Annotated in this window: 22 protein-coding genes; 15 read left to right on the plus strand and 7 right to left on the minus strand. The window is 54.6% G+C overall.

All coding sequences use genetic code 11. The features are described 5' to 3' along the window. The first annotated feature begins 15 nt into the window (after positions 1-15). The 10 genes from kdsD (at position 16) to npr (ending at position 6,998) form a co-directional block, all read left to right on the plus strand. Positions 16-999: an arabinose-5-phosphate isomerase KdsD gene (kdsD, locus tag ACR8BN_RS17195; protein WP_010251903.1), complete on the plus strand. Its 984-nt coding sequence runs from the start codon at positions 16-18 to the stop codon at positions 997-999. A gap of 13 nt (positions 1,000-1,012) precedes the next feature. Next, positions 1,013-1,579 carry a 3-deoxy-manno-octulosonate-8-phosphatase KdsC gene (kdsC, locus tag ACR8BN_RS17200; protein ID WP_263056382.1) on the plus strand — a complete coding sequence of 189 codons (567 nt, stop codon included), beginning with the start codon at positions 1,013-1,015 and terminating at the stop codon, positions 1,577-1,579. Next, positions 1,576-2,148, plus strand: coding sequence for an LPS export ABC transporter periplasmic protein LptC (gene lptC / locus ACR8BN_RS17205; protein WP_031592009.1), 573 nt, complete (start codon positions 1,576-1,578; stop codon positions 2,146-2,148). Before kdsC ends, lptC begins: the two co-directional genes overlap by 4 nt. Further along, positions 2,123-2,674 carry a lipopolysaccharide ABC transporter substrate-binding protein LptA gene (gene lptA / locus ACR8BN_RS17210; RefSeq protein ID WP_064704934.1) on the plus strand — a complete coding sequence of 184 codons (552 nt, stop codon included), beginning with the start codon at positions 2,123-2,125 and terminating at the stop codon, positions 2,672-2,674. Before lptC ends, lptA begins: the two co-directional genes overlap by 26 nt. Positions 2,675-2,679: 5 nt before the next feature. Then, entirely contained in the window at positions 2,680-3,405 is a 726-nt protein-coding gene (lptB, locus tag ACR8BN_RS17215; RefSeq protein WP_003851107.1) for an LPS export ABC transporter ATP-binding protein, read from the plus strand. Positions 3,406-3,453: 48 nt separating this feature from the next. Then, positions 3,454-4,887, plus strand: a complete 1,434-nt coding sequence (gene rpoN / locus ACR8BN_RS17220; RefSeq protein WP_031592007.1) for an RNA polymerase factor sigma-54 — start codon at positions 3,454-3,456, stop codon at positions 4,885-4,887. A 21-nt stretch (positions 4,888-4,908) separates the two neighbouring features. Beyond that, a complete protein-coding gene (gene hpf / locus ACR8BN_RS17225) occupies positions 4,909-5,196 on the plus strand; it encodes a ribosome hibernation promoting factor (protein ID WP_010251913.1) in 288 nt (95 codons plus the stop codon). A 151-nt stretch (positions 5,197-5,347) separates the two neighbouring features. Continuing rightward, a complete protein-coding gene (gene ptsN / locus ACR8BN_RS17230) occupies positions 5,348-5,827 on the plus strand; it encodes a PTS IIA-like nitrogen regulatory protein PtsN (RefSeq protein WP_010251916.1) in 480 nt (159 codons plus the stop codon). 47 nt (positions 5,828-5,874) lie between these two features. After that, entirely contained in the window at positions 5,875-6,729 is an 855-nt protein-coding gene (gene rapZ, locus ACR8BN_RS17235) for an RNase adapter RapZ (RefSeq protein WP_010251920.1), read from the plus strand. Then, positions 6,726-6,998: a PTS phosphocarrier protein NPr gene (gene npr / locus ACR8BN_RS17240; protein ID WP_010251923.1), complete on the plus strand. Its 273-nt coding sequence runs from the start codon at positions 6,726-6,728 to the stop codon at positions 6,996-6,998. Before rapZ ends, npr begins: the two co-directional genes overlap by 4 nt. A gap of 3 nt (positions 6,999-7,001) precedes the next feature. Here the strand turns inward: npr and mtgA are convergent, their stop codons facing one another. Continuing rightward, complete coding sequence (mtgA, locus tag ACR8BN_RS17245) at positions 7,002-7,721, minus strand: monofunctional biosynthetic peptidoglycan transglycosylase (protein WP_434747166.1); 720 nt, start codon at positions 7,719-7,721, stop codon at positions 7,002-7,004. An 888-nt stretch (positions 7,722-8,609) separates the two neighbouring features. Next, positions 8,610-10,943 carry an aerobic respiration two-component sensor histidine kinase ArcB gene (gene arcB, locus ACR8BN_RS17250; RefSeq protein ID WP_010251930.1) on the minus strand — a complete coding sequence of 778 codons (2,334 nt, stop codon included), beginning with the start codon at positions 10,941-10,943 and terminating at the stop codon, positions 8,610-8,612. An 889-nt stretch (positions 10,944-11,832) separates the two neighbouring features. On the opposite strand from arcB, the gene ACR8BN_RS17255 reads away from it, so the two are divergent. Together ACR8BN_RS17255 and ACR8BN_RS17260 are read left to right on the plus strand one after the other, a co-directional pair. Continuing rightward, positions 11,833-17,364 (plus strand): glutamate synthase-related protein, encoded by a 5,532-nt coding sequence (locus ACR8BN_RS17255; protein WP_434747167.1) that lies wholly within the window; start codon positions 11,833-11,835, stop codon positions 17,362-17,364. Positions 17,365-17,549: 185 nt separating this feature from the next. Beyond that, positions 17,550-19,307 (plus strand): sulfite reductase subunit alpha, encoded by a 1,758-nt coding sequence (locus ACR8BN_RS17260; protein WP_031592002.1) that lies wholly within the window; start codon positions 17,550-17,552, stop codon positions 19,305-19,307. A 111-nt stretch (positions 19,308-19,418) separates the two neighbouring features. Here the strand turns inward: ACR8BN_RS17260 and sspB are convergent, their stop codons facing one another. From sspB to zapE, 5 genes are all read right to left on the minus strand, one after another. Then, on the minus strand, positions 19,419-19,904 hold the full coding sequence (gene sspB, locus ACR8BN_RS17265) for a ClpXP protease specificity-enhancing factor (RefSeq protein ID WP_434747168.1): 486 nt from the start codon (positions 19,902-19,904) through the stop codon (positions 19,419-19,421). Between the two features lie 3 nt (positions 19,905-19,907). Beyond that, positions 19,908-20,549 carry a stringent starvation protein SspA gene (sspA, locus tag ACR8BN_RS17270; RefSeq protein WP_009092481.1) on the minus strand — a complete coding sequence of 214 codons (642 nt, stop codon included), beginning with the start codon at positions 20,547-20,549 and terminating at the stop codon, positions 19,908-19,910. Between the two features lie 331 nt (positions 20,550-20,880). Next, positions 20,881-21,273: a 30S ribosomal protein S9 gene (rpsI, locus tag ACR8BN_RS17275; RefSeq protein WP_008925401.1), complete on the minus strand. Its 393-nt coding sequence runs from the start codon at positions 21,271-21,273 to the stop codon at positions 20,881-20,883. Between the two features lie 15 nt (positions 21,274-21,288). Next, positions 21,289-21,717 carry a 50S ribosomal protein L13 gene (rplM, locus tag ACR8BN_RS17280; protein ID WP_008925400.1) on the minus strand — a complete coding sequence of 143 codons (429 nt, stop codon included), beginning with the start codon at positions 21,715-21,717 and terminating at the stop codon, positions 21,289-21,291. 227 nt (positions 21,718-21,944) lie between these two features. Next, complete coding sequence (zapE, locus tag ACR8BN_RS17285; protein WP_311967288.1) at positions 21,945-23,072, minus strand: cell division protein ZapE; 1,128 nt, start codon at positions 23,070-23,072, stop codon at positions 21,945-21,947. A gap of 178 nt (positions 23,073-23,250) precedes the next feature. Here zapE and zapG point away from each other — a divergent pair, with 178 nt between their 5' ends. The 3 genes from zapG to degS all read left to right on the plus strand — a co-directional run bounded on the left by zapG (position 23,251) and on the right by degS (position 26,287). Beyond that, positions 23,251-23,652 (plus strand): Z-ring associated protein ZapG, encoded by a 402-nt coding sequence (gene zapG / locus ACR8BN_RS17290; RefSeq protein WP_003848291.1) that lies wholly within the window; start codon positions 23,251-23,253, stop codon positions 23,650-23,652. Positions 23,653-23,762: 110 nt separating this feature from the next. Continuing rightward, positions 23,763-25,136 carry a serine endoprotease DegQ gene (gene degQ / locus ACR8BN_RS17295; protein ID WP_031591997.1) on the plus strand — a complete coding sequence of 458 codons (1,374 nt, stop codon included), beginning with the start codon at positions 23,763-23,765 and terminating at the stop codon, positions 25,134-25,136. Positions 25,137-25,225: 89 nt separating this feature from the next. Continuing rightward, the gene (gene degS, locus ACR8BN_RS17300; RefSeq protein WP_010251964.1) at positions 25,226-26,287 is read left to right on the plus strand and encodes an outer membrane-stress sensor serine endopeptidase DegS; all 1,062 of its coding nucleotides are present in this window, start codon (positions 25,226-25,228) and stop codon (positions 26,285-26,287) included. The last annotated feature ends 38 nt before the right edge of the window (positions 26,288-26,325 follow it).

The raw sequence follows: 26,325 nt of genomic DNA on the forward strand, positions 1-26,325 counted from the left end.
AAGGACAGACTCACTATGTCATATCAGCAACCAACAGCATTTGATTTCCAGCAGGCGGGGAAAACCGTACTGCGCATTGAGCGCGAAGGTCTGGAACAACTCGATCAATATATTAACGACGACTTCGCCCGCGCCTGCGCCCTGATCTACGCCTGTCAGGGTAAAGTGGTGGTGATGGGTATGGGCAAGTCTGGCCATATCGGCAAAAAAATGGCGGCGACCTTTGCCAGTACCGGCACGCCCGCTTTTTTTGTTCATCCGGCCGAAGCCAGCCATGGCGATCTGGGCATGGTGAGCAAAAATGATGTGGTCATCGCCATCTCCAACAGCGGTGAATCAAACGAAATCCTCGCGCTGATTCCGGTTTTAAAGCGTCAGCACATCACGCTGATCTGCATGACCGGACGGCCTGACAGTGCGATGGGCCGGGTTGCCGATGTGCATCTGTGTGTCCATGTTCCGCAGGAAGCCTGCCCACTGGGACTGGCACCGACCACCAGCACCACGGCCACACTGGTGATGGGTGACGCGCTGGCGGTTTCGCTGCTGGAAGCGCGCGGCTTCACCGCGGAAGACTTTGCTTTGTCCCATCCTGGCGGTGCGCTGGGCCGTAAGCTGCTGCTGCATGTGGCTGATATCATGCACAGCGGCGATGAACTGCCGCACGTTACACGGGACGCCTCGCTGCGTGATGCGCTGCTGGAGATTACCCGCAAGAATCTGGGGCTGACGGTGATCGTCGACGATCTGATGAAAATTGAAGGTATCTTTACCGATGGTGACCTGCGCCGCATCTTTGATATGGGCATCGATTTCCAGCGTGCCACCATCGGGGAAGTGATGACGCCAGGTGGCATTCGCGTGCGGCCTAATATGCTGGCGGTGGAAGCCCTGAACCTGATGCAGACCAAAAACATTACCTCGATTCTGGTGGCCGATGACGACCATCTGCTCGGTGTGGTACATATGCATGACATGCTGCGCGCTGGCGTAGTCTGAACAGGAAGAAAAAATGCAACAGGCAACCCACCCGATTGAAACCTGCTATGGCCCGGTCAGCGCTGACGTTATGGCGCACGCCAGCAGGATTCGTCTGCTGATCTGCGATGTCGATGGCGTGATGTCCGACGGGGTGATCTACATGGGGAATAATGGCGAAGAGCTGAAGGCATTCAACGTGCGGGACGGTTACGGCGTTCGCTGTTTGCTGACCTCCGATGTGGAAGTGGCTATTATTACCGGCCGCAATGCCCGTCTGATGGAAGATCGCTGCAAAACGCTCGGCATCCGTCATCTTTATCAGGGACAATCGGATAAGCTTTTGGCCTATCGTGAACTTCTGGATAAACTGTCTCTTTCCGACGACCAGGTCGCCTACATCGGTGACGATCTGATCGACTGGCCTGTTATGGCGAAAGTGGGATTAAGCGTGGCGGTGGCGGATGCACATCCAATCCTGTTGCCGCGCGCGCATTATGTCACGCGGATTGCCGGTGGACGCGGTGCAGTTCGCGAAGTATGTGACCTGATCTTAATGGCGCAGAACAAATTTGAGGATGCCAAAGGGCAATCAGTATGAGTAAAAGCAGGCGTTGGATAACGCTGATTCTGACCTTGATTGCACTGGTTTTGATCGGCTGGAATCTTACTAACCAGGATGACGATGGCACGCCAGTCGGCACGGACACTCAGTCACCGACCTATACCAGTGCTGATTCACACACTGTGGTTTACAACCCGCAGGGCGCGCTGTCATATAAACTGGTCTCTGACAAAGTGACCTATTTCTCGGATGATGAACTGAGCTGGTTCGACAATCCGGTCATGACCACCTTTGATGAGAACAAAATCCCTACCTGGACGTTACGCGCGGATAAAGCAAAGCTCACCAAAGATCGTATGCTTTACCTGTATGGCCATGTTGAGCTGAATACGCTGACGCAGGATTCTCAGCTTGAGCGGATCAAAACCGATAACGCCCAGATTAATCTTGTCACTCAGGACGTTACCTCTGATGACCAGGTGACATTGTATGGCCGCAGTTTTAACTCCACCGGCATGAAAATGCGCGGCAATTTACGGACAAAAAACGCCGAGTTAATCGAGAAGGTCAAAACCTCTTATGAAATTCAAAATGAACAAAAATAGCCTGAAGCTTTTACTGGCCAGCCTGCTGCTGGCAACCAGCGTTCCGGCGCTGGCTCTGACCGGTGACTCGGACAAGCCCGTCAATATTGACTCGCAGAATCAGGCGCTGGATTTGCAAGGCAATGTCGCGACCTTTACCGGCAATGTCATCGTGACGCAGGGCTCAATTAAAATCACGGCAGATAAAGTCGTGGTGACCCGTCCGGGCGGCGACAGCAAGAAAACCATCGTTGACGCCTACGGTAATCCCGCCACCTTCTATCAGATGCAGGACAGCGGTAAGCCGGTGCAGGGCCATGCCGCAAAACTGCACTATGAACTGGCTAACGATTTCGTTGAACTGACCGGCAATGCGTTCATTGAGCAGCAGGACAGCAACATCAAAGGCGATCGTATTACCTACCTGGTGAAAGAGCAGAAAATGCAGGCTTTCAGTCAGGGTCAGAACAAGCGCGTCACGACTGTACTGGTGCCGTCGCAACTTCAGGACAAAGGTTCGTCCAACAGCGGAAAGAAGAGTAACTGATAGCTATGGCCACATTAATCGCAGAAAACCTGGCGAAGGCATATAAGGGCCGTCGCGTGGTAGAAGATGTCAGCCTGCAGGTAAAATCCGGCGAGATTGTCGGCCTGCTGGGCCCGAACGGTGCCGGTAAAACCACCACCTTTTACATGGTGGTGGGCATTGTGCCGCGTGACGCTGGCCGCATTATTATTGATGATGAAGATATCAGCATCCTGCCGCTGCATGCTCGTGCGCGTCGTGGCATCGGCTATCTGCCGCAGGAGGCATCGATCTTCCGTCGCCTCAGCGTCTACGATAACCTGATGGCGGTCTTGCAGATCCGTGACGATCTGACCGAAGAGCAACGCCAGGATCGCGCCCGTGAACTGATGGAAGAGTTTCACATTGAGCACCTGCGCGACAGCATGGGCCAGGCACTTTCGGGTGGTGAGCGACGTCGTGTTGAGATTGCGCGGGCGCTGGCGGCTAATCCTAAATTTATCCTGCTGGATGAACCTTTTGCCGGTGTTGACCCCATCTCCGTTATCGACATTAAGAAGATCATTGAGCATCTGCGTGACAGCGGCCTCGGTGTGCTGATTACCGACCATAACGTACGCGAAACGTTAGCGGTCTGTGAGCGGGCTTATATCGTCAGTCAGGGGCACCTGATCGCACACGGCACACCGAATGAAATTCTTGCGGATGAGCAGGTTAAGCGGGTTTATTTGGGTGAAGAGTTCAGACTCTGATAAGGTGTCGTTAATACCGATGTTTACCTGGGAACGATCATCCTGTCTATGAAGCAAGGTTTACAACTCAGGTTCAGCCAACAGCTGGCAATGACTCCGCAATTGCAACAGGCGATTCGCCTGCTGCAACTCTCTACGCTTGAACTCCAGCAGGAACTTCAGCTTGCGCTGGAAAGTAATCCGCTGCTTGAGCAGACTGACCTGCATGAAGAGATCGATTCACGGGAGTCTTCAGAGGCCGAGGCGCTGGATACACGCGAAGCGCTTGAGCAGAAAGAGATGCCTGATGAACTGCCGCTGGATGCGACCTGGGATGAGATCTACACCGCGGGTACGCCTTCCGGCACCGGCACCGATTACCAGGATGATGAGTTACCGGTTTATCAGGGCGAGACGACCCAGTCACTGCAGGATTATCTGATGTGGCAGGTCGGACTGACGCCGTTCAGCGATACCGATCGCGCCATTGCCACCTCTATTGTCGATGCTATTGATGACACCGGATATCTCACCGTTTCGCTTGAAGAGATTCTTGACAGCATCGGCGATGATGAGCTCGAAGCGGATGAAGTTGAAGCGGTGCTGAAACGCATCCAGCGCTTTGACCCGATTGGTGTCGGCGCGCGCGATCTGCGTGACTGCCTGCTGGTGCAGCTTTCACAATATGCGCCCGAAACGCCGATGCTGGCAGAGGCGCGCCTGATCGTCAGCGAACATCTCGATCTGCTGGCAAACCACGACTTCCGCAGCCTGATGCGGGTCACACGCCTGAAAGAAGAGGTGCTGAAAGAGGCGATGCTGCTGATTCAGTCGCTGGACCCGCGTCCGGGTCAGTCGATCAACACCGGCGAACCAGAATATGTCATTCCCGATGTGCTGGTACGTAAAGTCGGCAGCCGCTGGACGGTTGAACTCAATGCCGATAGCGTGCCACGCCTGAAGATCAATCAGCACTATGCGGCAATGAGCGGCGCGACGCGGAACGACAGCGACAGCCAGTTCATTCGCAGTAATCTGCAGGAAGCCCGCTGGCTGATTAAGAGCCTGGAAAGCCGCAATGATACCCTGCTGAAAGTGACGCGCTGTATTGTTGAGCAGCAGCAGGCCTTTTTCGAGCAGGGTGAAGAATTTATGCGCCCGATGGTGCTGGCGGATATTGCCCAGGCCGTTGAGATGCACGAATCGACCATCTCCCGCGTTACCACGCAGAAGTATCTGCACAGCCCGCGTGGCATTTTTGAACTGAAGTACTTTTTCTCCAGTCACGTTAATACGGAAGGTGGCGGTGAAGCCTCCTCTACCGCGATTCGTGCCCTGGTGAAAAAATTAATTTCGGCGGAAAATCCAGCCAAACCCTTGAGCGACAGTAAACTGACCTCCATGTTATCTGATCAGGGGATCATGGTGGCACGGCGCACCGTCGCCAAATATCGTGAGTCTTTATCCATCCCGCCATCGAACCAGCGTAAACAACTGGTTTGAAAGAAATGAGAAGGAAGACCTATGCAGCTGAACCTGACCGGGCAACACGTTGAAATCACTCCACCTCTGCGTGAATTCGTCAACGGTAAATTTGCCAAACTGGAACACTATTTTGAACATATCAATCAGGTCTATATTGTCCTGAAGGTTGAGAAAGTCACACAGGTGGCTGACGCAACACTACACGTGAATGGTGGCGAGCTGCACGCCACATCCGAAGCGGAAGATATGTATGCGGCCATTGACGGACTGATCGATAAGCTCACCCGTCAGCTGACCAAACACAAAGATAAACTGAAAAAACACTAACCTTCACGCTAGCGACCGCGCCTGGCGCGCAGAGCCGACAGGATGGGGCGGATAATCCGCCCCGTTTTGTCATCTGAGCAGGCGCCGTTTGTCACACGCGTCAATACGCGCTGGCGGTGAATGGCCTGGTGAACACGCAAGTGAAACGATAATGAACAACGATCTCACACTGGAATTGAGCACAGTGCTTTCGCCAGACTGCACCCGCAGCGGCGTCCACTGCCAGAGCAAAAAACGTGCGCTGGAAATTATCAGCGAACTGGCCGCTAAGCAGCTCAACCTGCCGCACCAGACGCTTTTCGAAGCGATCCTGACCCGCGAACGCATGGGCAGTACCGGTATTGGTAACGGGATAGCCATCCCGCACGGCAAGCTGGAAGAGGATACGCTGCGCGCGGTTGGGGTCTTTATCAGCCTCGAACAGCCGATTGCGTTTGATGCCGTCGACAACCAGCCGGTCGATCTGTTGTTTGCCTTACTGGTCCCGGCTGACCAGTGCAAAACACATCTCCACACCCTGTCACTGGTGGCAAAGCGTCTGGCAGATAAAACGGTTTGCCGTCGTCTGCGCGCAGCGCAGAGTGATGAAGAGCTCTATGCCATTATTACGGAAGTCCAGTCGGAGCAGTAACGCGTCTTTACCGGCCGGGTGCCGGTTTTAAAACGGGAGAGAAGGTCATGGTGCTGATGATCGTTAGCGGTCGTTCAGGCTCGGGGAAGTCAGTGGCGCTCCGTGCGCTGGAAGATATGGGGTTCTACTGCGTTGATAACCTGCCGGTCGTGCTGCTGCCTGAGTTAGCTAACTCGCTGGCAGAGCGCAATATTTCGGCGGCGGTCAGCATCGACGTGCGTAATATGCCTGAATCCCCGGAAATTTTTGAAACCGCACTGAATAATCTGCCTGATACATTTTCCCCTCAGCTGCTGTTTCTCGACGCCGATCGCAACACCCTGATACGTCGTTACAGCGATACGCGCCGTCTGCATCCCCTCTCCAGCAAAAACCTCTCCCTGGAGAGTGCGATTGATGAAGAGAGCGATCTGCTGGAGCCACTTCGTTCGCGTGCCGATCTGATCATCGACACCTCAGAGATGTCGGTGCATGAGCTGGCCGAGATGCTGCGTACCCGCCTGCTGGGCAAGCGTGAACGTGAGCTGACCATGGTGTTTGAGTCGTTTGGCTTCAAGCATGGCATCCCGATTGACGCTGACTATGTATTTGACGTGCGCTTTCTGCCCAACCCCCACTGGGATCCCAAACTGCGCCCGATGACCGGCCTGGATCGCCCTGTGGCGGCCTTCCTTGATCGCCACACTGAAGTGCATAATTTTATCTACCAGACGCGCAGCTACCTTGAACTCTGGCTGCCGATGCTGGAGACCAATAACCGTAGCTATCTTACCGTGGCGATTGGCTGCACCGGCGGTAAACACCGCTCAGTCTATATTGCAGAACAGCTGGCAGATTACTTCCGTTCACGGGGTAAGAATGTGCAGTCACGCCATCGTACGCTGGAAAAGCGCAAATCATGACCGTCAGACAAACTGTAGAAATTAAAAATAAGCTGGGTATGCATGCACGTCCGGCGATGAAGTTATTTGAGCTGGTGCAGAGCTTTGATGCCGAAGTACTACTGCGCAATGAAGCGGGCACTGAAGCCGAAGCCAGCAGCGTGATTGCGCTGCTGATGCTCGACTCGGCAAAAGGCGGCCACATTGAGATTGAGGCCAGCGGCCCGGAGGAGATCCCGGCGCTGGCAGCGGTCATTGAGTTATTTGAAGCTGGTTTCGATGAAGATTAACGCTTAGTCGAGCTGATTACGCTGCAGGAAGCCTTCCCCGCCAAGCTGGCGCATCTGACGCAGTATCCACTGCTGCCGCTCTCTGACGTAGCCTGAGGGTGCAGCAGCACGATAACGTATCGGATTAGGCAGCACCGCTGCCAGTAAGGCAGCATCTGCTGCGGTCAGCCGGCTGGCAGGCTTAAGGAAGTAGCGCTGAGAAGCCGCCTCAACGCCAAAGATGCCCGGCCCGAACTCCGCAATATTGAGATAGACGGTTAAAATACGCCGCTTTGTCCAGACCGTTTCAATTCCTACCGTCAGACCCGCTTCCAGACCTTTACGCACCCAGCTGCGGCCATCCCAGAGGAACAGATTCTTCGCCGTCTGTTGAGACAGCGTGGACGCCCCACGCATCCGGCTATCGCTGTTATCCAGTACAGACTCAATCGCCGCCACATCGAAGCCCCAATGGGTGGGAAACTTTTGATCTTCTGAAGCGATAACGGCCAGCCCCATCCAGGGCGAAATCTCGTCATGGCCGACCCAGTCTGAATGGGCGACATAACTAAAATCACCGCGTAACCAGGCTCCAATCTGTCGTTCAGCCATCACCGCTGAGAACGGTACGGGTAAGAACGAAAAGAGTAAAATGCCCGCCAGCCATATTCCCAGCCACACCAGTACGATACGACCAACAATACGTCTGATACGCTGCCCGACGCTTCCTTTATGCTTGTTCATGCAATCTTCCCACACTTGTTTCAGACGTTAATCAATCACTCATGTAATCACTGCTAAAAAAGCAGCTTTTTTACGATTATCGCTGAAAACTGACTGGCTGTTTCCAGACTTTATTCAATCATTTTGCATCAACATGCTGCAACAGTTCGAAATAGTTCAAGTACTTCCGCAAAAAAGGAATCGGTTCCATTCATTGCCACTGCTTAGCCTCTTTCCAGATAAACACTTAATAATGAGTAATAAGCACCCGCACAAATCATTTACCATGCTTAACTGTTATTTTTTTCTTAATCCTGCTGAGCCCAAAGGTTAATCAGAATTATCGTTATAACGTATAAATAAACAGCGCTTAATGGCGTCACAGGTTGCCAGAACGGCACTATTTCCTTTCGGCAATAACCCTGATGGCAGAACGACAGAAGCACAAAGTTTTAGATTCTTTTTTATCATTCCAAATCGTTTTGGATAATTCGTGTCATTTCAGGCAGCGCGCTTGCAATATCAGCGCGTTAGCCTCCCTTAAAAGGCAAATGTTAACGCGGGCTCACTTTGGTGCTGTTCAGCCTCTGCTTCCCTGCCCGGCAGCGTTAAAACTACACGAAAAAGCGTAAAACTGATTAAAATAACAGCAACACAGCACAGAAATTAATTCCTTACTTGACTGTGTTGCCAAATTAATGTTTTCTGTATTTAAACGCTGCTCAATATCACAAATTTTAATGAATCTTGTCGCATGAGAAGATGAATTTGCTAAGGTGATGACAGTGTTAACCAATACCCTGCGGCTGCATTAATTATTCAAATCATAGCGGCCGCAATGATTTCCCTGGTGTTGGCGCAGTATTTCGCGCACCCCGGCCTCGGCTGGGGTCATTTTTTTCCGGGGTATCACTTATCCTGCTCTGCCACCCAGTCGCGTAATACCTGCACATCGTGTCGCCATTCATGCTTCAGCTCATCAATCCATTCACCCACATTGTCCCACCACGCCGGTAACTCCGGACTCTGGATCTGTTTCGCCAGCATCTGCAAACGCTGCAGCCCGACCGAACCCGCCGCCCCTTTGATTTTGTGCCCCTCTTCAGCAATGCCTTTCTGATCGCGCGCCATCAGATTCGATTCCAGCACCGCAAGGTAGTCCGGCATCATCTTTTCAAACATCGTCAGGCTTTGGGTAATCAGGCTGGGGCCAACCAGCTCGATATACTGTTCGAGCATCGCGACATCCAGCAGCATCCGGGTTTTGTCATCGCTGACATCAGCGATCTCCTCTTCCGGTTCGGCCTGATAATCCCAGTACTTTTTAATCATCGCAGTGAGTGCCGGCACTGCCAGCGGTTTGCTAAGCACGTCATCCATTCCCGCATCGAAGTACTCTTTTTTGTCTTTGAGGACATTGGCGGTAAGAGCAACCAGCGGGGGCAGATGCGTACCCTGGTACTGCTGGCGAATCGCACGTGAGACATCCAGCCCGGTCATATCGGGCAGCTGAATGTCCAGCAGCACCAGGTCAAACTCCAGGGGGTCAAACATCGCCAGCGCCTCGCTGCCGGTCATGGCGACCTCCACACTGCAGCCCAGCTTCTCCAGTACCGAGCGCGCCACAATCACATTAAGCTCAATATCTTCAACCAGCAGCACGTGCAGCGCAGGCAGTGGCAGGCTGTCGTCCACACCTTCATCCTCCACCTCTTCAGCAATGCGTGGCGCTTTGATCTCTACGGTGAAGCATGACCCCTGTCCCGGCGCACTGTGCACGCGGATATCACCGCCCATCGCCTGCGCCAGGCGGCGTGATACTGCCAGCCCGATGCCGGTACCGGTTGCGGGTTTTCCGCCATGCTGATCTTTGACCTGATAGTACATAGCGAAGATCTTGTCCTGCTCCTCCTGACGGATACCCATGCCGGAGTCCTGCACCTCAAAGCGCAGCGTCTCGTCCTGCTCATAGGTTACCCGCACCACGATCTCGCCCTGCTGGGTGAACTTCACGGCGTTACCAATCAGGTTCCAGAGAATCTGGCGCAGACGCGTTCCATCGGTCGAGATCATATGCGGCAGCGGCAGTTGCGGCGCGAGCACAAACTTCAGCCCTTTCGGCTGTGCCAGCAGACCAGAGAGGTTTTCTAAATCGGCCAGGAAACCGGTGAAGTCGAGCGGCTGATTATCCAGCTGCACTTTACGGCGCTCGATTTTGTCCACCTCAATCACATCATTGAAGATGTTGCCCAGCGTGATAGCGGAGACGTGAATGGTTTTCAGGTATTTCAGCTGTTCCTGATTAAGGTCGGTGTCAAGCAGGATGCGGCTCAGGCCGACAATGCCATTAAGCGGCGTACGAAGCTCGTGGCTGATCGTAGAGATAAAGGTGGTCTTCTCCCGGCTGGCGTTCTCTAACGCGTCCTGATAGCGCTTACGTTCGGTTATATCGCGGCCAAAGCCCATCAATCCGCTGCGCTTACCCACGCGGTCGTAGTAAGGCACTTTACGGATCTCAAAGCAGGCTTTGCGTCCGTCGGGATATTGCAGCCACTGTTCATAGGTCAGCGAGACGTTGTGGCGGAACACCTTCTCGTCCGTTTCCAGCACCTTAGTGGCCGCTTCATCATCATAGATATCGCGCGGCGTCAGGCCAATCAGCTGCTTTTCGCTTTTGCCGGTCAGCAGCTCCATCGCGCGGTTGCAGCCGGAGAACTGTTTATCGATGTTGCGATAGAACACCAGGTCAGGCGAGGCATCCAGGAAGGAGCGCAGGAAGGAGGATTGCTGTTCCAGCTCAATCTGTGCCTGCTCACGACGCGTTACCTCTTCACGCAGCTTATCCATCACCTGTTCGCGTGCCAGCTCCGCCTTTTTACGATCGCTGATCTCCTGATTCAGCTGCGTAATGGTCTCTTTCATCTGCTGATTGAGTTCCAGATCGCGGGTACGCATCTCTTCCAGCTTATCCACCAGCCGTGCCAGTCGTTGCCGTGACTCCTCCAGCTGATCCACCACCACCGAGAGAAAATAGACCGCCCAGGGCGTGATCAACAGCCCGAAGAAGACCGAACGCACCACGTCAATACTCTCGACATGGCCCCGCAGTACCATCGTGACCGCCATCTGAACAATCATCGCCAGCACCACCAGCGCAGACGCCAGCAGCAGCGAGAACCTCACCAGTCCGAGCTTCACCATTAAATCAACGTAGTACTGCGCCAACAGACGAATTTGTTTCATAACAACTCCCTGGAAGAGAAACAGCCTCATAATAGCGCAGTTACCCCGCTGCCGTCGCAGCACGTCGCGTGGAGATAAGGGATCAAATGCGCTTTTATGGTGCAGCAGCCTCGCCGATCGGCGACGTTAAGGACAAAGCGGTTAAAACCCTTGACTGACTGTGCCAAATGAATAATCTGTAAGGCCGCCAGCGAATCACCGATTCCTCTGTACGGCCTTTTTTCAATATCCTGGCAGCGTCCTGTTGCGCAGGCACACCCTTTTATATGCATACCCATTCATCTTTAATGCTGTTTTAAGCATGCCCATGCTGATTAATTTTTCTTATAACCAACCGTGGTTTCATTCAAATAGCCGGACATAAGAAAAACAGATACATGCTATGCATCACGGGTGCTGAACAGCATTTAATGCTGCTAAAGACCCTGTCACCAGCATGGTGCAGAGATCTGACACCTGCACTACAGTGAGTCAGTTCACATTTATCGGCCTGTCTCCTGGCACCAGAGTGATACATTTTAAACCATAAAAATCATTAAATTCATAGCCTTAAGCAGATAAAACGCCTGATAATCCCGTCTGACCGCCCTATTTGACCTGATTACGCTTTCCCGATAAGTTGGAAATCCGCTGAAAGCTTTCCAGACGGGCCATTGTCTCGGCATATCTATGCAACAAGAAGACTCCCGCGTGGTTTAAGTCATCTCCTTTAAGAGACCGGAAATCAAAGAGCAGCTCAATTAAGGACGTTTTACCGATGTCTGGAGAGAAATGCTCAGGGCTATGACGCGCGCTCGACAGAGCATGGCGATGAAAATGATAGCGCCCCCGTTGCGCTCAGACCCTGAAACAGTGCAGGTAATGTCAAAGCAGTTTAAGGAGACCCTCAATGTCCACTAAAAAACCTCAATCCTATGGCTTGTATGATCCGACAGCAGGCAGTGACAGCTGTGGTGTAGGTTTCATTACGCGTAAGGACGGCGAGCAGACCCACGAGATTCTGCAGATGGCGCACAGCGCCCTGTGTACGGTGCCTCACCGCGGCGGCATGTCAGCGGAAGGCGTTGGTGATGGCGCGGGGGTCAACGTTGATCTTTCGCTGCAATTCTTCCGCAAAATTACCGGCCAGCCGCTGGAAGCGGGACGCTTTGGTGTCGGTAACTTCTTTGTGCCGAAAGATGCTGAGCTGCGTGCGAATGCCGAACGTCTGGTGGATGAAACCCTCAGCAGCTTTGGTCTGCCGGTACTCATGAAACGTGACATGCCGCTCGACAGCAGCGTGACGCGTCCGGCAGCCGCGCAGTTCCAGTTACCGATTCTGCAGTGGATTTTCACTGCGCCACAGGATGTGGTTGATCAGAACGACTTCGAAAAACGCATCTACCGCGCCCTGTTAACCATTGAAGCCCGAGCTTTCACCGAAAGCGAATTTGGCGGCCTCTATCCGCTGTCGCTGTCGTCACGCACGCAGGTGTTCAAAGCCCGTCTGAATTCCAATGAAGTGATCCCTTACTTCAAAGATCTGACCGATCCTGATCATCAGGTGCGCGGGCTGTTTTTCCATACCCGCTTCTCCACTAACACCGATCCACATACCACGATGGCGCAGCCGTTCCGCCTGATGGCGCACAACGGCGAGCTGAACACTGACCGTAAAAACCGCATCGCTGAGTCCGCGCTGGCGCTGGCCCGTGGCAAGACCATCGTGCGGCCTAAAGGCCAGTCCGACAGTTCGCGCCTGGATCAGAGCATCCACAGCCGTCTGATGGAAGATGACCTCGATCTGATCACCGCCGTGGTGTCGATGATGCCGCCCGCCTGGGAAAACGACAGCGCGCTGTCGCCAGAAGTGCGTGACATGCTGGAGTACTTCTCGCTGTATGAAGAGAAGAACGACGGTCCTGCTGCCTTAATCTTTGGTAATGGCGAAGTGATTGGCGCCCGTCTTGATCGTCTGGGCCTGCGTCCCCTGCGTTCAGTAGAAACCGCTGACTATATCGGTGCGATGTCGGAAGCGGGCCAGATCGCCTTCCCACCTGAAAGCGTGTTGCGTCGTGGGCGTATCGAAGCGGGCGGTATGCTCTATTTCGATCACCGTGAAAAACGCAGCTATACCACGCTGCAGGCGCTGGAAAAACTGGCCGCAGAGAAAGATTATTCGGCGTTGCTGCGTGAAGCGCGCGTCGGACTTGACGATCTGCCCGAGATCCCGGCAGAACAACAGGGTTCACCGCTGCGTTATCGTGGCGATCTGAAAACGTATCAGCGCTTTGTTGCCTACTACTACAACCAGGAAAGCTTCAAGTTCATGATGGATCCGATGCTGAATACCGGCGCAGAGAAGATCTCCGCGATGGGTTACGGCAACGCCATCAACGGCTTATCCGATCATGAAGGCGGCATGGCGCACTACTTCTCTCAGCGCTTTGCTCAGGTCACCAACCCGCCGCTGGACTCAATCCGCGAAGTGGATGGCATGACGCTGCGTGTCGCGCTGGGGGCAAAACCCCATCTGGGCCGCAGCAAAGGCCGTCAGATTGTGGTGCCGACCCCGATTCTCAGCCACCTTGATATGCTGCGTTTACGCGAGCAGAGCATCGCACCTTATGCCCGCTTTGAGATGCTCTATGAGCCGGTGATCGGCAAAGATCTGCTGAGCACCACCGCGAACGCGAATGCCCTGGAAAAAGCGATTGATGACCTGGCGCAACAGGTGGTTGATTTTGCCCGTACCCAGGGTGGCATCGCCGTACTTACCGATCGCCATATCTCTTCAAAGCACGCCGCGATCCCGATGCTGCTGGTGGTTTCCGCCATCAACCAGCGCCTGATAAAGGAAGGGTTGCGTCTGGATGTTTCTCTGGTAGTTGAAAGCGGCCAGAGCATCTCCTCGCACCACATTGCCGCCACACTTGGCTTTGGGGCGTCGGCTATCTATCCGCTGGGCGTACAGATGCGCGCAGAGGAGAAATTTGGTGAAGGTGAAGAAGGTAATAAAGCCTTTAAGCGCTATGCCAAAGCGGCTGAAAAAGCACTGATGAAAACCATGGGCAAAGTGGGCCTCTGTACCGTTGAGAGCTACAGCAGCGGCGAGTTCTTTGAGCCTAACTTCCTCAACACCGATGACCCGGTGCTGAAAAAGTATTTCCCGAATATCAAAACGCCGGTGGGCGGCGCAGGCTTCGCGACGATCGCGCAGATGGCCGTTGACTGGCACCAGAGCGCACTGAAGATCCAGGGCGAATCTGAAGTTCCGTTGCTGGGTCTGTTCAAAGAGCGTGCAGAAGGCGCAGGTCACTCCTACGGCACCATCGCCGTGCGGACCTTTATCGATATGACCGAAGAGCCGATTCGCTTTGCTGACAAAGCGCGCGAAGAGGACAACTTCATCCGCCTGATGACGCTGGCTAAACTGGATAATGCGTTTGGCATCAAGCCAGAGACCTTTAAAGACAGCAGCTTTGAGCGCATCCCGGATGAGGTGATCAATAATTTCGCGATTACTGCTGATTACCGTCAGTTCTCAAGCCTGATGTATGAAGAGCGTAAACGTCGCCCGGCGGCCCTGCGCGACATCCTGACATTCCCGGCTGACCTGACCCACATCGACAGCGAAGCGGAGTTCCGCCGCAAGCTGGGACGCTACTCGCTGACCAACAACGGCTTTGCCATTCGTGGCATGGAGTGTGAAGCGGTAGATGGCAGCCTGAATCACTTTATGCTGCGTCTGACTGATGCGATTGAAGGACTGAAGCCTGAGAGCGAACGCCTGCAGAATCTGTCTCGCGCCCTGAAATCCCGCTTCGGCGACGATATCGAAAGCAGCGAAGTGGTGACTGGCGGTCTGAAAGTAACCGCTTACGGTAAAGCGGCCGATTATCTGTCACGTATCTTCACTACCCTGCCCTCACTGCCGCTGAGCGAAGTGCAGCCAGCCTGTGAAATTACCCGTACCTTTGCCTCCGGGGCGATGAGCCACGGCGCGCTGGTGGCTCCCGCTCATGAAGCGGTCGCGCACGGCACCAATATGGTCGGCGGCATGAGTAACTGCGGTGAAGGCGGCGAGCATTACTCCCGTCACGGCACCATCCGTGCCTCACGCATCAAACAGCTGGCTTCGGGCCGTTTTGGCGTCTGGGCTGCCTATCTGGCGGATCCGATGCTGGAAGAGCTGGAGATCAAAATTGGTCAGGGTGCGAAACCTGGCGAAGGCGGTCAGTTACCGGCGGCCAAAGTTACCGTCGAGATTGCTGCTGCGCGTGGCGGTACGCCTGGCGTCGAGCTGGTCTCACCGCCGCCGCACCACGACACCTATTCCATCGAAGATCTGGCGCAGCTGATCCACGACTGCAAAGCCGCGCGGGTGCGCGTTATCGTCAAGCTGGTCTCGTCTGAAGGGATCGGCACCATCGCGGTTGGCGTAGCCAAAGCGGGTGCAGACGTGATTAACGTTGCGGGTAACACCGGCGGTACCGGCGCTGCGTCGGTGACCAGCCTGAAATATACCGGACGCGTGGCCGAAATCGGCATCGCTGAAGTCCACCAGGCGCTGTGCGCTAATGGCCTGCGTGAGAAAGTGCTGCTGCGCTGTTCTGGCGCACAGCAGACCGGCAGCGACGTGGTGAAATCTGCGCTGCTGGGCGGCGACAGCTTTGAGTTCGGTACGACAGCGCTGATGATGCTGAAATGCGTGATGGCGAAGAACTGTAACGTTAAGTGCCCGGCTGGCTTAACCACGAATGCCGAAGCGTTTGATGGCGATCCGCGTCAGCTGGCGCAGTATTTCCTCAACGTGGCGCATGAAGTGCGTGAAATCCTGGCGCGTATGGGCCTGCGTTCCCTGCGTGAGGCACGCGGTCGCTCTGACCTGTTGCACCTGATGGATCACCCGCTGGAAGTGGGCAAACTCGACTTACGCGCCATGCTTACCGTGGTGCCTGAGCTGAAAATCGACAAGCCGGTTTATCTGGAAAAAGATTTTGAGCTGGATGATGTCTGGATTGAGCAACTGAAGCTGTCACTGGTGGATCAGGGAAATCCTGACGTCACTCTGGGCAACAACATCGTGCTGAATAACCGAAACAAAAGTGTTGGTGGCCAGCTGGCCATCGATATTGAGCGGATGCTGAACCATCAGCTGAGTTCTGAGCAGCTGCAGGCGATGCCTGCCGTAATGACCGACGATCGCGGTCGTCGCTATCTGGCCCCTGAGAGCGTAAAAATTTCCACCACCGGTTCTGCCGGTCAGTCGTTTGGCGCCTTCTGCAACGATGGCATGCAGCTGACTCACTACGGCACCTGTAACGACGGTGTCGGCAAAGGACAGTGTGGCGGCGAACTGATCGTGATGTCGCCTGGTGGCGGCGCGCAGGATGCCGATGGCAACGTGCTGATTGGTAACTTTGCACTGTTTGGCGCGACCGGCGGACGTCTGTTCGTGCAGGGCCAGGCCGGTGACCGTTTCGCGGTGCGTAACTCCGGTGCCACCGCCGTGGTTGAAGGCGTCGGTGACTTCTGCTGCGAATATATGACCAACGGCGCCATCCTCAACCTGGGCACCTTTGGTAAAGGATTTGGCAACGGCATGAGCGGCGGCTTCGCCTACCAGTACGACCCCTATGGATCGCTGGCCAGCCATGCTGCCGGTGATTCGGTGCAGTTCGGCTCGATTGCCGATCAGGATGAGATGGCCCAGGTGCACAAGCAGGCGGTACTGACCATGCTGAACTGGCATCTGGAGGCGACCAAATCACCGCGTGCCGCCTGGCTGCTGGAGAACTGGGAAACAGAGTGTCACCACTTTGTTTACGTGATGCCGCGTTCGCTGCTGCTCTATCAGGATGGCGGCGAGATTCTGAAAGCCAAGAGCCGCAAAGATCTGCTCGAAGAGCTGTCGACGGCGCTGGCAGGCCATCAGGTGGCGAAGTTTAAAGCCGCATGGCGTCAGGGTAAAACCATCGCCAACGGTGCCGTACCGGCTTATGGCGCGACCGATACGCTGGAAATGTTTGTCCTGCTCAACAACTACACCGTGCTGAGCTTTGCCCAGCAGCTGGCGCTGGGCAAATTACCGAAAGGCACCCCGGTTGAAGATGCGGCAGTTGAAAAAGCGGTCCGTAATCTGTTGATGACGGAAGACTTTTCGCTGATAAGCAAGCTGCAGCGTCATGCCCGTTCCGCCATCGAGAGCTATAGCGATGATGAACTGGCGAGTCTGATTGGTACCAAACGCATGTCAGATTACAAAGCGGCGCTGACGCAACGTAACATCCGCTCCATGGACAGTCTGGCAACCTACGGCTGGATCATGTATCAGGATGCCTGTAACCGGGAAGTGCTGGGCCACCTGCCTTACTTTGAAGAGCTGTTTGCACGTGCGGCATTGCCGGAAATCGCCGCTGCGGTGGGTAAACTCTCCTGACAGTGATACTGATCAGGCTGAACTGAATATTATTAATTGATCATTGCCCGGATTAATCGTTGTACCGGACAGATGCAGCACCGCTCTCCCCTGTCGCACACGCTGCGGCGCGGGAAAGCGGAACCGCTTTCACACCGGACAATGCCACTGATGACGGGCGAGAACGGGATTGAGTAAAAGTACCCATGAAAATTCCTTATATTCCAGAAGATGCACCTTTTAATGGCGATCAGAAGTACTGGCTGGCTGGCTTTCTTGCGGGTCTGCACTCCCGTTTGCTGGTATTAGAAGACAAGCAGCAACCCGCCGCGGGCACAGGCGCAGCCGCGACGACGCAACTGCACATTCTTTATGGCTCACAGACCGGCAATGCTGAAGCCCTGGCGCAGACCGCAGCGAAGTCTGCGCGCGCTAAAGGGCTGGTGCCGGTGGTTCAGGCGCTGGGCGATGTCGATCTCGACGTGTTTGCCACCATGCGCCATGTGCTGATCGTCACCTCGACCTATGGCGAAGGTGAAATGCCGGACAACGCGCAGCTGTTCTGGGATGCGATCTCTGCCAGTACCGCACCGCGTCTGGAGCAGATGCATTTCGCCGTGCTGGCGATTGGCGATACCGGCTACGATGGCTTCTGTCAGGCGGGCAAGTTCATTGATATGCGCCTTGAGCAGCTGGGCGCGAAACGCGTGGTTGATCGTATCGATTGTGATATCGATTTTGAGGAGCCTTCCAGCGAGTGGCTGAACAGCTCAATGCCACAGTTTGCCGCCAGCGCGGGCAGCAGCGGCACCGTGCTGGAAAGCGCGCCTGAAGCGCCAGTCATTCCAGGCAGCAACAAATCCAATCCATACGCCGCCGCGCTGATCACCAACAAGCGTTTGTCAGGCGAGCAGTCAGCCAAAGATATTCGTCATTTCGAGTTCGACCTGTCTGACAGCGGCCTGAAGTATGAAGCGGGCGATGCGCTGGGCGTGATTCCGGTCAACGAGCCGTCGCTGGTCAGCCTGCTGCTGACCCAGCTTAACGCGGACTACGAGACGCCGGTGCCCGGCTTTGATCGCAGCCTTGGCGACCTGCTGACCTATCAGTTTGAGATCTCAGAGCCGTCACGCAAGTTAATCGAATGGGTCGGGCAGAACACCACCAACCAGGAGCTGCGTCATGTGTTACAGCATGATGATAAAGATGCGCTGGGCGTATGGCTGTGGGGCAAAGATACCCTTGACCTGCTGCAGCTTGAGCTGACGCGCACGCTGGCGGTACCCGAGTTTGTCGCGCTGCTGCGTCCGCTGCAGCATCGCGCTTACTCTATTTCATCCAGTTCTAAAGCCCATCCTGACCAGGTGCATCTGACCGTTGCCTCGGTGCGCTATCACAGTGGTGGCCGTAATCGCGGTGGCGTCTGCTCAACCTATCTGGCTGAGCGTGTGCGTCGCGGTGAGAAGCCCGCCATCTTTATCTCACCCAATAAATCGTTCCGCGTGCCTGCCAACAACAGCGCACCGCTGATCATGGTGGGACCGGGTACCGGCATCGCGCCATTCCGTGCCTTCCTGCAGGAGCGCCAGGCAACCGGCGCGCAGGGGAAAAACTGGCTGTTCTTCGGCGATCAGCATCAGGAACATGACTTTATCTATCAGGATGAATTACTTGCCTGGCGTGATAATGGCTTGCTGACGCGTCTGGATCTGGCCTTCTCACGCGATCAGGAGAAGAAGATCTACGTACAGAGCCGGATGCTTGAACAGGGCGCTGAGCTGTATGCCTGGCTGCAGGAAGGGGCTTACTTCTATGTCTGTGGCGATGCATCGCGTATGGCGAAGGATGTGGATAATGCGCTGTATGAAGTGGTTCGCCAGTTTGGTGGCCTCTCCACCGAGCGTGCTGCTGACTATGTCGATCAGCTGAAGAAAGAGAAGCGCTACCTGCGCGACGTCTATTGATCGCGATGGTCTGCTGAAAAAATCCGGCTTGCGCAGGCAGCCGGATTTTTTTATGGCTGACAGGCAAAAAAATACCCGTCGGATGGACGGGTATTCACTGTTATGTCACTGCTATTTCACTACGCGCAGTGAAGGTCGTCCACCACGTGGCGGTGGATCGTCATCAGGCGGTGTCTCGTCATCGCTGGCATCGTCAGGACGATCACCATCAATCACCGACATCATGGTCTCTTCCTGACCCTCTGACGCCTCATGCGTGCCCAGCTCGTAAGCCGGTTCCGGTTCAAACATCGTCCCGGCACCGTTTTCACGCGCATAGATTGCCAGAATCGCCGCCATCGGCACGTTAACCTGGCGAGGAACGCCACCAAAGCGGGCGTTGAACGACACCTGATCGTTTGCCAGATCGAGGTTACCGACAGCACGTGGCGCAATGTTCAGGACAATCTGACCATCGCGCGCATACTCCAGCGGCACCAGCACACCCGGCAGATTAATGTCGACCACCAGATGCGGCGTCAGCTGGTTGTCGAGCAACCAGTCATAAAAGGCGCGCAGCAGATAGGGACGACGTGCAGTAAGTTGCGACATTTCCATACGTTAAGCCCGGGCTTGCAGCCGCATTTCACGTTCAGCTTCAGTTAATGAAGCGAGGAAGGAGTCACGCTCAAATACGCGATTCATGTAACCTTTCAGCTCTTTGGAACCTGAGCCGATCAAATCGATACCCATTGACGGCAGACGCCATAACAGCGGAGCCAGATAGCAATCAACCAGGCTGAACTCTTCGCTCATGAAATAAGGCGTACGGCCAAACAGTGGCGCGATAGCCAGCAGCTCTTCACGCAGTTGCTTGCGTGCCGCTTCCGCTTCCTGACCGCTGCTGTTCTCTACTTTCCTCATCAGGCTATACCAGTCCTGCTCGATGCGGTGCATCATCAGGCGGCTATCACCACGGGCAACCGGATAAACCGGCATCAGTGGCGGATGCGGGAAGCGCTCATCTAAATATTCCATGATGATGCGTGATTCATACAGCGTCAGCTCACGATCTACCAGCGTCGGTACCGTGCGATACGGATTGAGGTCAATCAGATCCTGCGGCAGGTTATCCATTTCGACCTGCTCGATCTCTACGCTGACACCCTTCTCCGCCAGGACGATACGTACCTGATGGCTGAAAATGTCAGTAGGACCAGAAAACAGCGTCATTACCGAACGTTTGTTGGCAGCGACAGCCATGAAAACCTCCAAGTTTGTTCACAAAAAGATACTGCGAATAGCCAACCACACGGCGACTCACTTGCTTATCGAACTCGCACGCAACCTGGTTAGCCGCGCCGTAGATACTGACGCCCCGACAGTGGGGAGGCGCATAACGCACCGGCCTGCGGGCGCAAAGTGACACACAGTTTACCAGATTTTAGGCTGCTTGTGGGCGTGGAATGAATTTTTGCAGGTAAATTGAGCGCGGCGTTACGGTTTTCGCGGGGCGTTAATGGGAAGACAGAAAATAAAAAACCCGCCGAAGCGGGTTTTTTGAGCCAATTGCCGCAGCCGGAGCTGCAAACAATTAACGCTTGGAGAACTGAGGACGACGACGTGCTTTACGCAGGCCGACTTTCTTACGTTCAACCTGACGCGCATCACGCGTTACGAAGCCAGCTTTACGCAGCTCGCCACGCAGTGATTCGTCGTATTCCATCAGAGCGCGGGTGATACCGTGACGGATCGCACCAGCCTGACCAGAAATACCGCCACCTTTAACAGTGACATAGAGATCGAATTTACCAACCAGGTCCAGCAGCTCAAGCGGCTGACGAACTACCATGCGGGCAGTTTCGCGACCGAAGTACTGTTCCAGAGAACGTTGGTTAATTACGATGTTACCGCTACCCGGCTTAATGAATACGCGAGCGGTAGAGCTTTTGCGGCGACCAGTGCCGTAGTTTTGAGTTTCAGCCATTGCCTTTAATCCCGATTAAATGTCAAGAACTTGCGGTTGCTGTGCCGCATGGGTGTGCTCGTTGCCTGCGTAAACTTTCAGTTTACGGTACATAGCACGACCCAGCGGGCCCTTCGGCAGCATGCCTTTAACCGCGATCTCAATCACACGCTCAGGACGGCGAGCAATCATCTCTTCAAAGGTCGCCTGTTTGATACCACCGATGTGGCCAGTGTGGTGATAGTAGATCTTGTCAGTACGCTTGTTGCCGGTTACAGCAACTTTTTCTGCGTTCAGAACGATGATGTAATCACCCGTATCAACGTGCGGAGTGTATTCCGCTTTATGCTTACCACGCAGACGGCGCGCCAGTTCAGTCGCCAGGCGACCCAAAGTTTTGCCCGTTGCGTCAACTACAAACCAGTCACGTTGGACGGTTTCTGGTTTAGCTGTAAAAGTTTTCATCGAAAAGCTTACCCAAATTAAGTTACACGTTGGTGAAATCCCAAACGCTTAAGTAAACGAATGAGGCTCACACGACCATTTTGACCAGCAAGCCACCCCTTCGGATAGAGTTACTGGAACACAGAGGATTTGGGAAAAAAATCCTTTGCTGTAACGTGGGGTCGCAAGATTATAGAGAAGTCGGTTACAAAAATCGAACCCTATTTCGGTATTTATCCCGATTATTCTCACGGCAGGTGCGGTAAACGCAGATACTCTTCGCTCTGCATCTCCTGAAGTCGCGATAAACAGCGCTGGTATTCAAACTTCAGCCGCGTACCCTGATAAATCTCGGTCAGTGACGTTTCTGCCGCGACCACCAGCTTCACATGCCGTTCATAGAACTCATCGACCAGTGCCAGGAAACGCCGTGCCTGATCTTCGGTTTTGTAGATCATCACCGGCACGTCATACAGCAGCACACTGTGAAAACGGCGCGACAGCGCAATATAGTCATGCTGGCTGCGCCCTTCGCCACACAGGGTGGTGAAATTAATCGCCAGCACGCCCTCGCTGACGCCCAGCGTCGGCATCTGGCGGTGATTAATTTCCAGTACCGGCGCATCTTCAGGCTGGCTGCCCGACAGCGCTTTAAACATCCGCGCCATTTCAGCGTGCGTCTCTTTGTTCAGCGGAGAGTTCCACAGGTGCGCGGAGGTCAGCGTGCGTAACCGGTAGTCGATACCGGCATCCACATTCATCACATCACAATGACGTTTGATCTGCTCGATGGCAGGCAGGAAGCGCGCGCGCTGCAGACCATTGCGATAGAGATCATCAGGCGGAATGTTCGAGGTGGCCACCAGCGCAATGCCGCGTTCAAACAGCGCTTCCATCAGCGTGCCCAGCAGCATCGCATCGGTGATATCGGAGACAAAAAATTCATCAAAACAGAGGATGTCCGTTTCCGCTTTGAATTTGTCCGCAATAATCAGTAACGGATCGCTCTGCCCCTGAAGCTGCGTCAGCTCTTCATGCACCCGCAGCATAAAGCGGTGGAAGTGCAGACGCAGTTTGCGATCGCCAGGAATAGACTGAAAAAAGAGATCCATGACCCAGGTTTTACCGCGACCGACACCGCCCCACATATAGAGTCCACGTACCGGTTGTGGCGTCTCGATTTTCTCTTTACCGATCAATTTTGACAGGCGACCCAGCAGGCCGGATGTGGCAGGCGCGGCGGATTGTTGCCGGGCAACCAGCGCCTGCTGCAGCGTGTCTAAACGGGTAATCGCTTCACGTTGTACGTCATCGGGCCTGAATTCGCCCTGCGACAGCGCCTGTTCATAGCGTGCAAGCGGAGTTGAGGTTTGCATTGTTGTTTCAAAGTCCCTGAATGGTGTCTGATTCATACCACGGTTGCTGAAAAAAAGGCCGTTCTACACTAAGCCATGCTGCTCCAGAGTTCCACATCCATTAGATTAACGGGTATAGTGACTATTATTGAAATGGTGCAATGCCCTACGGAACAATGGAAATAACACGGGAGTCATTATGACCTGGGAATACGGGCTAATTGGTTTAGTGGTAGGTATTATTGTCGGCGCAGTCGCCATGCGTTTTGGCAACAAAAAGCTGCGTGAGCAGCGCAGCATGCAGTACGAGCTGGAAAAATCGAAAGCGGAGCTGGCGGATTATCGCGAAGAGCTGACCAACCACTTCGCGCAGAGCGCGGAGCTGCTGGACAACATGGCGCGTGATTATCGTCAGCTCTATCAGCACATGGCAAAAGGCTCAAATGACCTGCTGCCGAATCTGCCTGGCCAGAAAAATCCGTTTGCCTATCAGCTGACTGAAGCCGAAGCGGACAACGATCAGGTGCCGGTGCAGATGCCGCGCGACTATTCTGAAGGCGCATCCGGTTTACTGCGTGGCGAGCGCCCTGCCCGCGACTAATCTTTTTGGGGCGCAGCCTGTCTGCGCCCGCTGTTTTTGCGAACCCTGACCGCAAACGACTGTCACACTTATTAATTCCTCCCACCTTTTGCAGCGAGAGCGTTGTAGCAATGAAAAAACAAGCACGCCTGTTTAGCGCATTAGCCCTGAGTATTGGGATGAGCCTTGCCGCCGCGCCAGACGCGATGGCAACGCTGCCAGCACAAATTGCGGGCCAGCCGCTGCCGAGTCTGGCACCGATGCTGGAGAAAGTGTTACCTGCCGTGGTCAGTGTGCATGTGGAAGGCACTGATTCGGGTGCACAGGCTCAGGATATTCCTGAACCGCTGAAGCGTTTTTTTGGTCAGATGCCTGGCGGAAATAGTCAGCCACAGCCGTTTGAAGGTTTAGGGTCTGGCGTGATCATCGATGCCGCGAAAGGCTACGTGCTCACCAACAATCACGTGGTCAACGGTGCGGATAAAATCAACGTACAGCTTGGCGACGGCAGTGAATATGAAGCCAAGCTGATTGGCCATGATGAGCAGACCGATATCGCGCTGATTCAGATTCAGGGCGCAAAAAACCTTACGCAGGTGAAAGTCGCGGACTCTGACCAGCTGAAAGTGGGTGATTTCGCGGTAGCTATCGGTAACCCGTTCGGTCTGGGACAGACGGCCACCTCCGGTATTATCTCCGCACTGGGCCGCAGCGGCCTGAACCTGGAAGGGCTGGAAAACTTTATTCAGACCGATGCCGCGATCAACCGTGGCAACTCAGGCGGTGCGCTGGTCAACCTTAACGGCGAACTCATCGGTATCAACACCGCGATTCTCGCCTCCAGCGGCGGTAACATCGGTATCGGCTTTGCTATCCCGAGTGATATGGCGATGAACCTCGCGCAGCAGCTGATTAAATTTGGTGAAGTGAAGCGCGGTCAGCTCGGCATCAAAGGCACTGAAATGACAGCCGATATGGCTAAAGCGTTCAATGTCGATGCGCAGCGCGGCGCCTTTGTCTCTGAAGTCCTGCCGCAATCTGCTGCGCAGAAAGCGGGCGTGAAGTCAGGCGATATCATTACGTCGATCAACGATAAGCCGATTACCAGCTTCGCTGAGCTGCGCGTCAAAGTGGGAACCACGCCGCCAGGTGAACAGGTTAAGCTTGGCCTGCTGCGTGAAGGTAAGCCGTTAACGGTTACCGTTACGCTGGAGCAGAGCGCACAGACCACCGCCAGCGCACAGCTGATGTCACCCGCGCTTCAGGGCGCAACCCTGAGTGATGGACAGACTAAAACCGGTGATAAAGGCGTGAAGGTCGATACCATCGAAAAAGGCACACCGGCTGAACAGGTTGGTCTGCAGAAAGATGATGTGATTATCGGCGTTAACCGCAACCGGGTTCAGACCATTGCTGAAATGCGTAAAATACTGGAAGGGAAACCGCCGGTACTGGCACTGAATGTGGTGCGCGGCGATGAAAGTATCTATCTGTTGTTGAGATAAACCTCGCATTACGGCGGACACAAGCGCGTGTGTGTCCGCCGCTCTCATGCTATTCTCCCCTGCGATCTCCCCTGGCGTAATTTAACACCATGTTTCTTAAACTTTTGCGTGCCGTGGTGCTGGGCCTGATTGTGGCGGGTATTTTGCTCGCAGCACTGCCTGCACTGCGTATGGGCAGCGACGCCCTCTATAACCACGAAAATATTACAGACGAAACGCCCTTTAGCTTCAATCAAGGGGTGCGCCGCGCCGTGCCTGCCGTTGTGAACGTTTACAACCGTAGCGCCCACGGCAACAACAACCGTGGCATCACGACCCTGGGTTCAGGGGTCATCATGAATGCAAAAGGCTACATCCTTACCAATAAGCATGTGATCAATAATGCCGATCAAATTATCGTGGCGCTTCAGGATGGCCGCTTCTTTGAAGCGACGCTGGTGGGTTCCGATGGCATGACCGATCTGGCGGTACTGAAGATTACGGCCTCCGGCCTGCCCGTTATCCCCATCAATCCAAATCGCCAGGCGCATATCGGGGATGTGGTGATGGCGATCGGCAACCCCTATAACCTCGGTCAGACGGTCACGCAGGGCATTATCAGCGCCACGGGCCGGGTTGGCTTAAGTTCATCAGGCCGACAGAACTTCCTGCAGACCGATGCGTCAATTAATCAGGGTAACTCCGGCGGCGCGCTGATTAACTCGCTTGGCGAGCTGATGGGCATTAACACCCTGACCTTCGATAAAAGTAGCGATGGTGAAACCCCGGAAGGGATTGGTTTCGCCATTCCAACCGTTTTAGCCTCGAAAATCATGGATAAGCTGATTCGTGATGGTCGGGTGATCCGCGGCTATATCGGCATTACCGGGCGTGAGCTGCCGCCGCTGCATGGACAGGGCAGCAATCTGGATAGGGTTCAGGGCATTATTGTCAGCGTGGTCACGCCAGATGGGCCAGCGGATAAAGCCGGGATTCAGGCCAACGATGTGCTGCTCAGCGTTAATGGCAAGCCGGCCATCTCCGCGCAGGAGACCATGGATCAGGTGGCAGAAATTCGCCCGGGTTCAGTGATTGATGTGCAGGTACTGCGAAACGATCAGAAACTGACGCTGCCGGTCACCATTCAGGAGTTTCCTGACAGCAGCAGTTAGCTGAAACCTGTGCCAGGTCAGGGATGGCCCGGCTGATC

Origin of the sequence: Pantoea sp. Lu_F5_004 (assembly GCF_051136245.1) — a bacterium.
In the GTDB taxonomy this organism is placed as follows: Bacteria; Pseudomonadota; Gammaproteobacteria; order Enterobacterales; family Enterobacteriaceae; genus Pantoea; species Pantoea agglomerans.